At 73.6% G+C, this 13,557-nt stretch carries 8 protein-coding genes; 2 read left to right on the plus strand and 6 right to left on the minus strand.

Annotated features, from left to right (window positions below; all coding sequences use genetic code 11):
• Positions 1–132: 132 nt before the first annotated feature.
• The 5 genes from ACSUPV_RS10275 to ACSUPV_RS10295 form a co-directional block, all read right to left on the minus strand.
• Entirely contained in the window at positions 133–1,020 is an 888-nt protein-coding gene (locus ACSUPV_RS10275) for a FadR/GntR family transcriptional regulator (protein ID WP_436947356.1), read from the minus strand.
• A gap of 161 nt (positions 1,021–1,181) precedes the next feature.
• Positions 1,182–3,581, minus strand: coding sequence for an ATP-binding cassette domain-containing protein (locus ACSUPV_RS10280; RefSeq protein WP_436947357.1), 2,400 nt, complete (start codon positions 3,579–3,581; stop codon positions 1,182–1,184).
• A 139-nt stretch (positions 3,582–3,720) separates the two neighbouring features.
• Positions 3,721–4,479 carry an NUDIX hydrolase gene (locus ACSUPV_RS10285; protein ID WP_031116901.1) on the minus strand — a complete coding sequence of 253 codons (759 nt, stop codon included), beginning with the start codon at positions 4,477–4,479 and terminating at the stop codon, positions 3,721–3,723.
• Between the two features lie 131 nt (positions 4,480–4,610).
• On the minus strand, positions 4,611–6,479 hold the full coding sequence (locus ACSUPV_RS10290; protein WP_436947358.1) for a glycogen debranching N-terminal domain-containing protein: 1,869 nt from the start codon (positions 6,477–6,479) through the stop codon (positions 4,611–4,613).
• A 758-nt stretch (positions 6,480–7,237) separates the two neighbouring features.
• Positions 7,238–9,019 carry a DUF4192 domain-containing protein gene (locus ACSUPV_RS10295; RefSeq protein ID WP_436947359.1) on the minus strand — a complete coding sequence of 594 codons (1,782 nt, stop codon included), beginning with the start codon at positions 9,017–9,019 and terminating at the stop codon, positions 7,238–7,240.
• Between the two features lie 143 nt (positions 9,020–9,162).
• On the opposite strand from ACSUPV_RS10295, the gene ACSUPV_RS10300 reads away from it, so the two are divergent.
• Both ACSUPV_RS10300 and ACSUPV_RS10305 read left to right on the plus strand, forming a co-directional pair.
• On the plus strand, positions 9,163–11,328 hold the full coding sequence (locus ACSUPV_RS10300; protein WP_436947360.1) for a RecQ family ATP-dependent DNA helicase: 2,166 nt from the start codon (positions 9,163–9,165) through the stop codon (positions 11,326–11,328).
• 436 nt (positions 11,329–11,764) lie between these two features.
• On the plus strand, positions 11,765–12,379 hold the full coding sequence (locus ACSUPV_RS10305) for a hypothetical protein (RefSeq protein ID WP_031116905.1): 615 nt from the start codon (positions 11,765–11,767) through the stop codon (positions 12,377–12,379).
• A 507-nt stretch (positions 12,380–12,886) separates the two neighbouring features.
• On the opposite strand, the gene ACSUPV_RS10310 is transcribed toward ACSUPV_RS10305, so the two are convergent.
• A complete protein-coding gene (locus ACSUPV_RS10310; RefSeq protein ID WP_078650798.1) occupies positions 12,887–13,504 on the minus strand; it encodes a hypothetical protein in 618 nt (205 codons plus the stop codon).
• Between the last annotated feature and the right edge of the window lie 53 nt (positions 13,505–13,557).

The following is a 13,557-nucleotide window of genomic DNA, read 5'->3' on the forward strand; positions in this document are numbered from 1 at the left end:
CGGCCTGTTCGCGCCGTCGGACCCCGCGGGATCACGGAAGATCCCGCGGGGTCCGACGGGAGGCGGTTCACCGATCGGGCACTGCCACAGGAGGGGGGTGGCACACCCGGCCGCGCCGCCCGCGGAACGCGGTCAGTGCTCGCGCGGGGCGGGCACCACCCGTTCCACCTCGGGGTGGACCGTGAGGAGTTGCCGCATCGCCGCCTCCGCCGCGGCTCCGTCGCTGGTGGCGAGGGCGTCGCAGATGCGGCTGTGGTGCGCCAGCGACGTCTCGTTCGGCCGGTCACAGCCGGTGACCGGGCCGCCCGAGACCTGGAGGGCCGCGGACACGATCCCGGAGAGGTGCTCCAGCATGCGGTTGCCCGCGATCTGGATGAGCAGCGAGTGGAACTCGGAGTCGGCACGGGAGAAGGTGAGCGCGTCACCCTGGGCCATCGCGTGCCCCATGATCTCGACCATGTCCACGAGACGCTGCTGGACGTCCTCGCGCCCGTGCCCGGCGGCGAGGCGGGCGGCGAGCGGCTCGATCGTCCAGCGCAGCTCGCTCAGCTCCCGGCGCTGGTCGTCCCGCTGCGGCCCGAAGGCCCGCCACTCGATGATGTCCGGGTCGAGGAGGTTCCAGTCGCTGACGGGGCGCACGCGCGTGCCGACGTTCGGTCGGGCGCTCACCAGGCCCTTGGCTTCCAGGACGCGGAGCGACTCGCGGACGACGGTGCGGGAGACCTCGAAGCGCTGGCCGATCTCCTCCGGCACGAGTGGGCGGTCGGCGCCCAGGTCTCCGGAGACGATCATCTGACCGAGTTGCTGGACGAGTTGGCCGTGCAGTCCGCGTCCGCGGCTGCCCGCGGCTCGTCGGCCCACACGGCCGAGCTCGGGGTCCGCGCCGTCCCAGGCAGGGGCCCCGACACGGTCGACGGCGGGCGCCTCGGCGTAGGGGTAGCGGTCGAGTTCGCCCGGGCTCGCGAGGCCGGAGTCAGCGGAGCGGGCGGCGGTCATCATGGTGTGCGCAAGGGTACTCACGCATCCTTTGTCGGCGCCGTCTCCAACTCCCTTGAGGTCTTTGGTGAAAAGCACACGAAAGGGTGATCGCTCACCCCGTCGCAATTGACGCCTTATCGGAAAGAAATGGGCGTTCTGCGGGGAGTTGTGCGCATGGCCGGACGAAGGGTTACGGACAGTCGTCACCGGAATCTGCTGCGCATCGTCGTGAGCAGATACGCGCAGAGCAGAGCGGTCAGCGACAACGTCAGTGCGCCGCCGACCGGTTGGGAGATCACCCTGAGTGCGGTCTCCAGGTAACGCTCTCCCCCGAAGGGCCACCGCGGCAGGAGAGCCTCTCGCAGCCGGGTCGGAAGCCCGGCCGCGGTCCGTACGGACGGTCCGTCCAGGAGCCGGTGCACGACGGGTACGACGAGGAGGGGTACGGCGGCCACCGCGGCGAGCCCGGCCGTGGTGGACCGGAACACCCCTGCGGCCAGTACGCCCGCCCAGGCGCAGCCGACCACGAGCCCGAGCCAACTCGCACTCAGCGCGACCCAGTCGGCGGGAACCTGGGCGAGCTCCCGTCCGTAGACGAGATAGAGCACTTCGGCGTCGCACCCGACGGTGAGGACGGCCAGCATCAGCGCGGTGACCGAGGCGACGAGCAGTTTCGCGGCGAGCAGCCCCAGCCGGCGGGGCACGGTGCCGCGGTCAGCCGCCAGGGCGGGGTGGCGGAACTCGTCGCCGAAGGCCAGCGCGCCGAGCAGTCCCGCGCCGAGCGCCGCCGGCGGCAGGGGCAGTTCCCGCGGCCACGCGGCCAGCAGGCGCGGCTGCGGGGTGTGCCCGATGCGGGCGAGCACGACGGCGGTCACGGCGGACACGGCGAGCACGGCGGCCCCTGTGAGGAAACCGGTGCCGATCCCGGTGGCACGGCGGATCTCGTAACGGAGGGGGCTCAGAGGACTGGGGGCGGGGCGGACGGAGATGGGGGGCGGCAGAGGGGGCAGAGCGTCGAGCGTGCGGGCCTTGCGGGCGTGGGTGGGATGGAGCACGCGGGGCGGTGAGGGCGAGGGCGTCGCCTTCTGTGGCGGGGCGGCGGCATGGCCCGGGTCGTCGGCTGTGAGGACGTCGGAGCCCTCGTGCGGCTCGGTGGAGGGCTGCGCCTGAGAGGCAGAGGGCGACCATCCATCGGAGGCCGGTCCGTTTGTGTCCATGCCGGTTGTGTCCTTGCCGGATCGCGGCTCACGTGTGGGTCGCGATTCGGCGGGCGCGGTCACGGGAGCTGCGATGGCCGGCACGGAGGAGCCGAGGGATGGTTCCGGCTCGCCGGTCCGGGGCGCGGCGATGACCCGGTGCGTGTCAGAGGTGTGCTCCGGCCCGACCGTGGCGCCCTCCGACCCCACACCGGCGCGCGCGGGCTCGCCCCCGGCGCGTTCCAGCCCGACCCCGGCCCGTCCTGGCTCAGCCCCGTCGCGCTCCAGCCCGACACCGGCCCGTCCTGGCTCACCGCCCATGCGTTCCAGTCCGACACCCGCCCCTCCTGACTCGATCCCGTCACCTCCCAGCCCGACATCAGCGCGCTCCGGCTCGGCCACGGCGTGTTCCGCCTCGTCGGTGGGCCTTCCCGGTGCGCTATTCCCGTAGCGGTTCACCGCTGCGTCCTGCGCCCCATCGACGAAGCGTCGGCCGGAGTCCCGTGCAGCTTCCTGGTCGGCGCCCGCGCCGGGCCCCATGTCTCCGATCTCATCGGCGAGTTGGTGGACGACGATGCCGTTCCGGAACGCGGTCTCGCCGATGTCCGCGCAGGTACTGCCGTACACGGAGAGGCGGTTGCCGCCTTCTCGTACGACTTCGACGGAGCGCCGCGAGGTGCGGGCCTGCTTGGCCAGGAGAGCCGCCAGACGAGCCGCGTGCGGGCTGCGGACGGCGACACGGGGACGCAGGCGGGTACGGGAGAACTCGGCGGCCTCCTGGTCGGCCACGAGCCTGCCCTGCTCCAGCGTGACGACCCGGTCGGCGGTGCGGGCGGCCTCCTTGGGGTCGGCCGTGGTGAACAGGACCGTGCCGCCCTGGGTGGCGTGGGCGTGGAGCATGCCGTGCAACCAGTCGGCCTCACGGCTGGAGAGCCCGTCGGTCGGGTCGTCGAGGACGAGGGTGTGCGGGTCGGCCAGGAGGGCGCAGGCCAGGCCGAGGCGGCGGTCCATGCCGCGTGAGAGGGTGCCGAGGCGTTCGTCGCGCAGGCTCACGAGGCCGACCGTCTCCAGGACTTCGTCGGCACGCCGGACCGGCACCCCCGCCGCGGCGCACAGCATGCGGAGATGGCCCCGGACGGTGCGGGCCGGGTGGCCCGGCACGTCACCCAGCAGCACGCCGACTTCGCGTGAGGCGTGAGCGATGCGATGCAGGGGGCGGCCCCGGAAGTAGGTGACGCCACGGCCCCGTTGGAGTTCGAGCATGAGTCTGAGGACCGTCGTCTTGCCGGCGCCCGGTGCTCCCAGCAGCGCGGTGACGCGGCCCGCTCGCGCCTCGAAGGAGACGTCATCGACTGCGGGCGGAAGCTCTTTGCGGGGGTTGCTGGTCAGTCCGAAGGCCTGGATCACTCGCAGCAAGATAGCGCGCTATGTCCGGTTTTCCGGGCATCCCAAGGCCTATCACGGGGAGAGCGACGACGCCTTGTCGGGACTGCGGGCCGATCGCGTTCCGGACCTCGCGACGATCACGCCCGCGCCGGGACGTCGGTCATACCTCGGGGCGCAACATCGGGGGGTTGAGCAGAGTCGCGCCACCGGCACGGAACAGCTGCGCCGGACGTCCGCCCTGGCGTGTGGTCGTCCCACCGGTGGGGACGAGGAAGCCCGGCGTGCCCGTGACCTTGCGATGGAAGTTGCGCGGGTCGAGCGCCACGCCCCAGACGGCCTCATAGACGCGGCGCAGCTCTCCGACGGTGAACTCGGGCGGGCAGAAGGCGGTGGCCAGCGACGAGTACTCGATCTTGGAACGAGCGCGCTCCACGCCGTCGGCCAGGATCTGCGCGTGGTCGAAGGCGAGCGGCGCGACCGGCTCGGCGTCCCGCCCGTAGCCGCCCTGCTGGAGCAGTTCCTCGACCGGGGCCCAGCGCGCGTTGCTGGCGTCGCCGCCCGCCCTGGGCGCGGGCAGGTCGGGAGCAAGGGCGAGGTGGGCGACACTGACGACCCGCATCCTGGGGTCCCGCTTGGGGTCGCCGTAGGTGGCGAGCTGCTCCAGATGTGCGCCGTTGTCCTGCGCGGGGACGGACGGGTCGTGGACCCGCAGCCCGGTCTCCTCGGCCAGCTCACGTGCAGCGGCCTGCGCCAGGTCCTCGTCGGCCCGTACGAAGCCGCCGGGGAGCGCCCAGCGCCCCTGGAACGGCGGTTCCCCCCTGCGTACCGCCAGCGCGCACAGGGCATGGCGGCGCACGGTCAGCACGACCAGGTCCACGGTGACGGCGAAGGGCGGAAAGGCTGACGGGTCGTAGGGCATGCCGCGATCATAGTCGTCTGCCTGACGATAAACACTCCCTTCCGCGGTCGCTTCGCCTACTGATCCACTTCCGTGCGGTACGGGCTCCGGTGTCTGTCCCCGATCACTCGGCCGTTGCCGGTCGTACCAGGTCACACCCCCAGTTGCAGCCCGTCGGCCGCCTCCTCGACCATGGCGAGGCCGAGTCGGCTGACGCGCACGGAGAACGGTGCCCCCGCGACCCGCAGCCCCATGAGGCCGATCTCGCCCAGGGGGGCGCTGCGCACGGGGCGCAGGGTGACCGCCCCTGCCGGGGCGTCGGGGCGGATGCCGGCGAGCGTGGTCAGCAGCAGGACTCCGGAGGCCGCGGACGTGGCCGCCGGGCGGCAGGCCGCCGGGTGTGGGAGGGGGGCGCTCCCCTCCGTGCGCTGTTCCCCCGCGTACATCTCGGGCAGGCGGTGGCCGAAGGCCTCGGCGGCCGCGAGGACGCCGCGCAGCAGCGAACTCGCCTCCTTCTCGTAGCCGGCGGCGGCCAGACCCGCGACGGCGAGTGCCGTCTCCTGGACCCGTACGGCCCCGGCGCGGTGGCCGAAGGGGTTGTGTCCCGCTTCCTTCGCGCCCAGACCGCGCAGGCCCCAGCCCGAGTCCATGACCGGGCTGCCGAGCAGCCGGGCGAGGTGCTCCGTCTGGACCTTGTCGAGCAGACCCGGTGCCGACACGCCCCCGCCCAGCAGGCCGGTGTCGAGCAGGTGTACGGCGGCCGCGCCCAGGTGGGGCACGGGCCTGCCGTCCGGGGCACGGGCCACGGCAGGCCGACCGCCTCCGAGGTCGTCGACCCAGAAGTCCTTCCGGAAGGCGGTCCGCAATTCCTGCGCCCACTGGCGAAGCGCTGTCCCGCCCGTACGTCCGCAGGAGTCCAGCAGGTCGGCGCCGAGCAGTGCGGCGCGGTGGGCGTGGGCTTGTGTCTCGCAGCGGACGGGCCCGCCGCGATGCGGGTCGCGCAGGTAGGTGTCGTCACCCACGGTGGTCCGCAGCCAGGTCAGGCAGCGCTCGGCCGCGGGCAGCAGCTCCTCCGTCTCCTGCTCGGAGAGTCCCCAGCGACGGGCCTCGGCGAGCAGTGCCGGGAAGAGCAGCGTGGCTTCGGTGCCGGTGCACTGGGGCGGAAGGTGCGGCCCGGCGTCCCGTCTGGGGCCGGGGATCATCCCCGACTGCGGTCCTGGCCCCGTGACTTGGGTCCGGGCGAGGATGCGCAAGGTCCCCGCGGCGAGGCCGGTACCGAGGGGCAGGGCCATCCGGGCGGCGACGAGCGCGTCGGCCGGGGCCAGTCCGCAGCGCCAGGGTGCCCCGGCGGCGAGGTGGGTGTCGGCGGGGTTGGCGGTGTCGCGCAACAAGAGGGCCTGGAGGTCCTCGATGCTCGTCCGTAGCAGCGCGGGGACTCTGGGATCGTCGCCTTCCGCGCGTGCCGCGGCGAGGGGGCTCGTAGCCGCGCGGCCCACGGCTCGCAGAGGCCCCGCGCCGTCCGGCCGCACCCGCAGTTCGACGCTTCTGCTCCCTCCCGGCGGCAGGTCGAGCTCCCACCGCAGCAGCCCTGCCGAGGCCAGGGCGTCCGAGGGAGGCGGCGCGGCCGTGACGGACGCGTTGCCGGTGGCGCAGGACCAGCGCAGGCCGGAGTCGTGGACGCTGGCGGGGAGTTCGGGGCCCGCGCTGCCGGAGGCGATCGCCCCGAGGTCGGCCAGGTCCGTGCCCAGGGCCACCTCGACCGGCACGCGCAGCGGCCGGGGAGCCGCGCTGTGCAGCGTGATCCGCTCGGTGCCGTCCGCGTACCGGTTCCGTTCCACGAGCACGTCCGGGTCTGGGCCGGCCTGCGGGGAGGTGCGGAGCGTGCCCACGAACCTGGCGCGGTCGGCCGTGGCCATCCGGGCCTGGACCGCGAGGGGTTCCCGCCCCGCCACGCGGATCTCGCAGCGGGAGAGCACCCGCCGGCCGGCGCGATAGAACCCTTCCAGACCGCGGCCGGTCATCTGCCCCTCCTCCGTCGAGATGGCCAGGCCGGGAAGGGCGACACAGATCAGCACCGTGTGGGCGGGCGGCAGGTCGGCGGACCAGCGCAGCCCGGGGATCGTGGCACCCCGGGGCGGGGGCGTCTGCCCCGGGGGCGATGGAAGCCTGCCTGGGGCCGGGGGCAGGGAGGCCGAGCCGTGCCCCGACGAGGGACCCGCGCGGCGGCTCCGGGCCGCCCAGGGGGCAGACGGACGGTCCGGGCCGGGCAGGCCGGGCGGGTCGGGCGGTCGTGGGTCAGGGCCTGAGGACGGTGAGCCTGGCGAGGCAGGTGTGGCCGGCGAGATGGCAGGTGCTGTCGGCGAGGTGGCAGGTGCGGTCGGCGAGGTGGCAGGTGCGGTCGGCGAGGTGCCTCCAGGGAACCTGGGACCGGAACCGTCGACCCGGGCTGCCGGTCGCGGAGCGGCATCCTGGTCCCCCGGCCATGGAGTGCCGGGCCCGGTCAGGTCACGGCTCGGCCGCAGGGGCGGCTGGGGTGCGTCCGGGGAGCGGCGGTCGTCGGCGGCGGAGGGCGGAGTCGGCTGGTGCATGGGAAGGCTTCCTCTGCGCTCTGTGCGCCTCGATCGAGTTCGGCGCCGGTGCCGGAGGGCTCCGACGGGGCAGGGGCAGTGCGGCGTCGCGGCCCGTCCAGCCGTTCCGCCACTCAGGTGAACGGCGTGGACGTCCTCCGAGTCACGTCTGTGGACCTGCCCCCGGCGCCTCCCGTCCGCCAGGCGGACACTCACTCCTCCTCCTCCGCGCTCTGGCCGGGCTGCGCATCCTCCTGCCGCGTGTCCGCGCAGGGCATGGCCGCGTTGCGCGCCGCACGCGCACGCGTACCTCCTGTGCGTGCACTCCTGGATCCCGCGGAACCCGCCGGCGTGGCACGGCCGGGGCGCGTTTCGGCTTGCGGGGCACCCGCCGGGCGCGTGGTGCCCGTCGACGTACGCCGGTGGGGTGTCCGCGTGCTGGCCCGGGTGCTCGCGTCACGGTCTGCAGCGCGGGCTCGGGCCGGGGTGCCGTCGGACGCACCGGCGGGATGAGGGCGGCGTCGGCGCCGCGGGGGCACCGCCGTGGGTGAGGGCTCGGACTGGGGATCGGAGTTCGGCTCGAGGTCCGGCTCAGGGTGCGGCTCGGGGTGCGGCTCCAGCCCGGGTAGGGCTGTCTCGGACCGGGCCGCCTGGTGGCCGTCCTCCCGGGCCACGGAGCCGTCCGACGGCGATTCGGTTCCGTCCACGCCCGCTTCCGCGCCGTCGGTCACCGCGCGGACACGGCCTTCGCGCTCCGCTCGCAGACATGTGCGGATCGACTCCGGGTCGAGACCCTCGTTGCAGGCCTGGTGCAGCAGCCGGGCGAAGAGGTAGTCAGGGTCCGCGCCCAGGGCCATGGCGAGGGCTTCCCTGGCCTCCAGCTCGTCACCGGTGGACCAGGCGACCCAGCCGGCGAGGGTGAGCGGTGCGGCGGCGTGTTCGCCGTACGGCCCGACGCAGCGCCGGGCCAGACTCCGCCACAGGCGAAGGGCCCGTGCGGCCTCGTCGCCCTCCATCCACTCGGCCGCTCGGTCACGGGTCGCGCGGTCCTGGAGGCCGAGGATCAACCGGGCGGCCTCGTCGTGCCCGAGCAGTTCGTCGTCGCGGAGATCCGCCAGGAGCATGCCTGAGACAGGCTGTGCCTCGGCGAAACGGTCCAGGACCTTCCCGGCGAGTTCCAGCGTTTCGCCCGCCACCTCGGCGCGGCCCGCATCGTCCAGGATCCTCGGGACCAGTGCCATGCTGGCGGTGTCCAGGGCGGCTTCCTGCTGGAGGGCCGCGGCGTTCTCCCAGGGCTGCAGCCGGGCCCGCAGCTCTCGCAGCGTGCCACGCACCTGGATCCCGGCATAGGTGGCCGCGGCGGCCAGCACCGACGTACCGGGCAGACCCATGCTGGCTCCCTCGCGCGGACAGCATGCCGCGTTGTCACAGCAGTACGACCAGTAGCGGCCCTCCGAGATGCACAACGCCTCGACCACCACCACGTCCAGCAACCCGCACTCGACACGCAGCCTGTGGGCCAGGGGCCTCAGCCGCTCCATCACCTGCTGCCCGGACTGGCCCTTCTCCGGTTCCTGGCACAGGAAGGCGACCATCGACTCGGGCCGGGCACCTCGGCGCTCGCTGCCCTTCACCAGGCCGTGGGCCAGCTGCCTGGCCGCGGACGGCCAGTCGTCCGGGTTCGCGGGGATGCCCAGCCGGGCCCGGCCCCCGAACCGCCCACGACCGTCCCTGTCATGCAGGGCGACCAGGACGATGCTGTCCTCGGGGCGGTATCCGAGCAGATACGGCAGTGCGTCGGCCAGTTCGGCCGGGGTGCGCAAGGTGACCTGGTGCTCGCCGCCGTGGCCGTCGCCCGGCGAGCCGGAGACGTACGGCCCGGCCGCGTCGCTCCCGCGCGTCACATGTCCACTTTCCTCGTGCCCGCCACGCCCCTGAGGCCCGGTGATGTCACCGTTTTCGGAGGATCCAGTCGCTTCGCTGTGATTCGTCATGCGGAGACGATCTCGCGGAATCCGAACCTCCGCTTGAGCCTGTGGATAAGTCCGATCAGGGACACGTCACTCGAGGTCGGCGCGGCATCCGATCGCACGGTCCACCGCTCCCGCTGTCAGTGCCGTCCTGTTGTATGGAACGCATGGAGCACACGAGCAACGCGGATCTCAGGGCGGCGGCCAACGCGGTCCTCGCCCGCCTCGTCGGGGACGTCTCGGGAGCGGCCCGGCTGCGCGAGGACCAGTGGCGGGCGATCGAGGCGCTGGTCGCCGACAGACGCCGTGCCCTGGTCGTCCAGCGCACGGGCTGGGGCAAGTCCGCGGTGTACTTCGTGGCGACCTCGCTGCTGCGGGCGCAGGGCAGCGGTCCGACCGTGATCGTGTCCCCGCTGCTCGCGCTCATGCGGAACCAGGTCGAGGCGGCGGCCCGGGCCGGCATCCACGCGCGGACGATCAACTCCTCCAACACCGAGGAGTGGGAGGCCGTCCAGGACGAGATCGCCGCCGGCCAGGTCGACGTCCTGCTGGTGAGCCCCGAGCGGCTCAACAACCCGGACTTCCGGGACCAGGTGCTGCCCCGGCTCGCGGCCGCCACCGGGCTCCTGGTCGTGGACGAGGCCCACTGCATCTCCGACTGGGGTCACGACTTCCGGCCGGACTACCGCCGGCTGCGGACGATGCTCGCCGACCTCCCGCCCGGTGTGCCGGTGCTCGCGACCACGGCCACGGCCAACGCGCGCGTGACGGCCGACGTCGCGGAGCAGCTCGGCACCGGCGGCAGCTCGGACGCCCTCGTGCTGCGGGGTCCGCTGGACCGCGACAGTCTCAGTCTGAGCGTGCTGCGTCTGTCGGACGCCGCGCACCGGATGGCCTGGCTCGCCGAGCACCTGGACGAACTGCCGGGTTCCGGGATCATCTACACGCTCACCGTGGCCGCGGCCGAAGAGGTCACCGCCTTCCTCCGGCAGCGCGGGCACACGGTCGCGTCGTACACGGGCAAGACGGAGAACGCCGACCGTCAGCAGGCCGAGGAGGACCTGCTCGCCAACAAGGTGAAGGCGCTGGTCGCCACATCCGCGCTCGGCATGGGCTTCGACAAGCCCGACCTCGGCTTCGTGGTGCACCTCGGCTCGCCCTCCTCCCCCATCGCCTACTACCAGCAGGTGGGCCGTGCGGGGCGGGGTGTGGAGCACGCCGAGGTGCTCCTGCTCCCGGGAAAGGAGGACGAGGCGATCTGGAAGTACTTCGCGTCGCTCGCCTTCCCCTCGGAAGACCTGGTGCGCCGCACGCTGGACATCCTCGCGCACGCGGAGAAACCCCTGTCCCTGCCCGCCCTGGAGCCCCTCGTGGAGCTGCGCCGCTCCCGCCTGGAGACCATGCTCAAGGTCCTCGACGTGGACGGGGCGGTCAGGCGGGTCAAGGGCGGCTGGCTCGCGACCGGACAGCCGTGGACGTACGACACCGAGCGGTACGCCTGGGTGGCGCGTCAGCGCGAGGCCGAGCAGCAGGCCATGCGCGCGTACGCGTCGACGACGGAGTGCCGCATGGAGTTCCTGCAGCGCCAGCTGGACGACGAGGCCGCCAAGCCGTGCGGTCGCTGCGACAACTGCGCGGGCCCCCGCTTCGCGGCGGACACGTCCGAGGAGGCGCTCGACGCCGCGCGCGTGGACCTGGGGCGGGCCGGTGTCGAGGTGGAGCCCCGCCGGATGTGGCCCACCGGTCTGCCGGCGATCGGAGTGGACCTCAAGGGACGCATCCCGGTCGGCGAACAGGCGGCACCGGGACGGGCGTTGGGTCGGCTGTCGGACATCGGCTGGGGCAACCGGCTGCGGCCCATGTTCGCGCCCCAGGCCCCCGACGAATCCGTGCCGGACGACGTGGCGAAGGCCGTGGTGGAGGTGCTGGCCGACTGGGCCAGGGGCCCTGGAGGCTGGGCTGCGGGCGGACCGGACGCCCCGCCCCGCCCGGTCGGGGTCGTGACGGTCGCCTCCCGCAGTCGGCCCCGTCTGATCCACTCCCTCGGGACGCACATCGCGGAAGTGGGCCGGCTGCCGCTGCTGGGCACCGTCGAGTACACCGGCGACGCGCACCCGGGTTCTCGGAGCAACAGCGCCCAGCGCCTCAAGGCGCTCGACGGGGCGCTGGTGGTGCCGCCCGCCCTGGCGTCCGCCCTCACCAAGTCCGGAGGGCCGGTCCTCCTCGTGGACGACTACACGGAGACCGGCTGGACCCTCGCGGTGGCCGCCCGCATGCTCCGACGGTCCGGTGCACAGGGGGTGTTGCCGCTGGTGCTGGCCGTGCAGGGGTGACGGCATGGCCGGGAGGGCGAGACCGCCGCCGCCACGACGGTCCGGCCGCACGCGGGCGCCGCCTTCCCAACCGCGACCGTCCCGCTCCCGCCCACCGGCGCCCTGCCGGGGCAGGGTTCCGACCGGGTACGGGCCCCCGGCCGCCTGCCCGCTTGCGCACGGCTCTGGACGCCGCACGCCCCGATGGCGTACGAACGTGTCGTGCTCGAACGCCCCATGGGTGGCCCGGCAACGCACGGGGTGGGGATATTAGCCGCGCATCATCTGATAACGGTCGGCTGCCTCAATTGCTCGTTGCCGCATTCAAGTTCGACAGGAAGAATTGAGGTCCGCTCCCGCACGGAACGCCCGCTCCTCCGGCTGGGCTTCGCTGCGGTGCGCGCTCCCAGGAATCCGACCCCGCCCGCAGTGTGGGCGCGTAGCCGAAGGGAGGACCGTGACCTTCGGATTCGCTCCGGCCTCGGCAGCGGCGTCGACGTCCGCCGCTTCCGCCAACCGCTTGCTCGAACCCGCGGAATGGGCCGCCGCCGGGATCCCGCTGCTGCGTAACCCCCGTGAGGTGGTCAGCGGACTCCACGCCCGGCACCATCCACAGCCGGCGACCGCTGTCATCGCCGTGCTCGACCCGGACGAGCGGCTGCGGGCGAGCGCCTCGTTCGTCCGTCGTCCGGCCCCGGCCGACGGCTGGATGTTCCGCAATGTGCTGCTGGCGCAGCTCCGCCGGGTCATCCCGCACGATCTGCGACGCCGCACGCCGGTGCGCACCGCCGTGCTTCTCTACTGCCGTGAGGGCGACGCCCGTTGGACGGAGGAGGACGGCGCCTGGATGTGGGGACTGCGCGACGCCTGCACCCTGCACGGGCTGCGCTGCGGGGCGTACATCACGTTGACCCGTGACGGCTGGCAGGTCCTCGGCGAGGGCCGCGGCGGACGCCGCCCTCACTCTGCCTCGGCACCGGAGCCGTTCGACACCTCGGAGGCACCTCCGCCACCGCCGCGCACCGGTGGCGCCGCCTCCGAGGTCCTGCGCCGCGCTGCGGCGGCACGCTGAGGCTCGGGTCGGGCCGCTCCGGACACGGACCCGGGGCCCCACCCAGTAGTCGTACGGCATCCACGATGGCGGCCGGGCACCGACACGGGCGCGGCGAGCTCCCGAGCATCACCCCGGCAGCTCGGTCAGGGGGTCGTGTGCGACCGCTCCGAGCACGTTCCGGTGACCGGTCCGAGCACTTCCCGGTGACACGGTCCGAGCACTTCCTGGTGACACGGAGCGACGGTCGCAGTGACCGCCTCGCGCACAACCCCGGCCCGGACTCGCCTCACCTCGCCCTGAGCGCGCTCGACCAGCCGCTCCTGCACCACTGTGGAGCGGCCCTCGACCGAGTCCGCGCGTGGGCCGACCCGCTCAGGGCAGCAGAACGCACTCTTCGAATCCCGCCAAGGTACGCAGCCGCCTGGCACCAGCCCTCGCGCACGCCGAACCGCCCGCCGTACGGAAACCGCCGAAGCGGCGCCCGAGGTCACCTCCCAGCGCCCTGCCGGGCGCTGCGGAACCGACTCAGACGCCCGCGCCCAGCACCGAGTTGATCCGCTGCGGGTCCCCGCAGACGATCAGCAGGGCGCCGGCCCGGGAGTGGGCCAGGGACAGGGCACTCGCGGCCGCGGCCTCGGAACCGCCGTTGACGGCGACAACGACCACGGGGCGCGACGCGGCGCGGGCCGCGACGGTGGCGTCCGTGTAGAAGACGTCGTCTCCGGCGTCGTGCTGGGCCCAGTAGGAGGTTTCACCGAAGGACAGCTCGTGGGCGGCCCACGGGTGCTGTTCGCCGGTCGTGATCACTAGGACGTCACCAGGGGCACGACCGGATTCCAGCAGCAGGTCCACGGCCTCCTCGGCGGCGTCGAGCGCGCCCTCGACGGACGCCGGGATCAGCTGGATCTGCGGGGTGGCCGCAGCGGCGGCACCCGACGGACCGGGCTTGGAGGCCACCTCGCGCGGCGTACGTTGCACCGGCGGCGTCGGCCGGAGAGGGCCGGGGCGACCGGGACGCGACGGAGCCGCGGGACGGGGGCCGGGTACGGGGCGGGGGGTCGGCGCGGTGCGGCCGCTGGCCGGAGTGGCGCGGGGACCCTGGGCACTCTCGTGAATCTGAGGCTCCTCGGGAATGAGAGGCATGGGTTGATATTTATCAAACGTTGGTACGACCCGCGTCGGCGGGTGGCGCATGC

Source organism: Streptomyces sp. SudanB52_2052, assembly GCF_964272415.1.
Lineage (GTDB): Bacteria > Actinomycetota > Actinomycetes > Streptomycetales > Streptomycetaceae > Streptomyces > Streptomyces olindensis.

Coding starts and splice junctions, on each gene's coding strand:
- ACSUPV_RS10285 (WP_031116901.1), bottom strand. CDS start 4,479: ATGCCCTACGACCCGTCAGCCTTTCCGCCCTTCGCCGTCACCGTGGAC.
- ACSUPV_RS10290 (WP_436947358.1), bottom strand. CDS start 6,479: ATGACCGGCCGCGGTCTGGAAGGGTTCTATCGCGCCGGCCGGCGGGTG.
- ACSUPV_RS10295 (WP_436947359.1), bottom strand. CDS start 9,019: ATGACGAATCACAGCGAAGCGACTGGATCCTCCGAAAACGGTGACATC.
- ACSUPV_RS10300 (WP_436947360.1), top strand. CDS start 9,163: ATGGAGCACACGAGCAACGCGGATCTCAGGGCGGCGGCCAACGCGGTC.
- ACSUPV_RS10310 (WP_078650798.1), bottom strand. CDS start 13,504: ATGCCTCTCATTCCCGAGGAGCCTCAGATTCACGAGAGTGCCCAGGGT.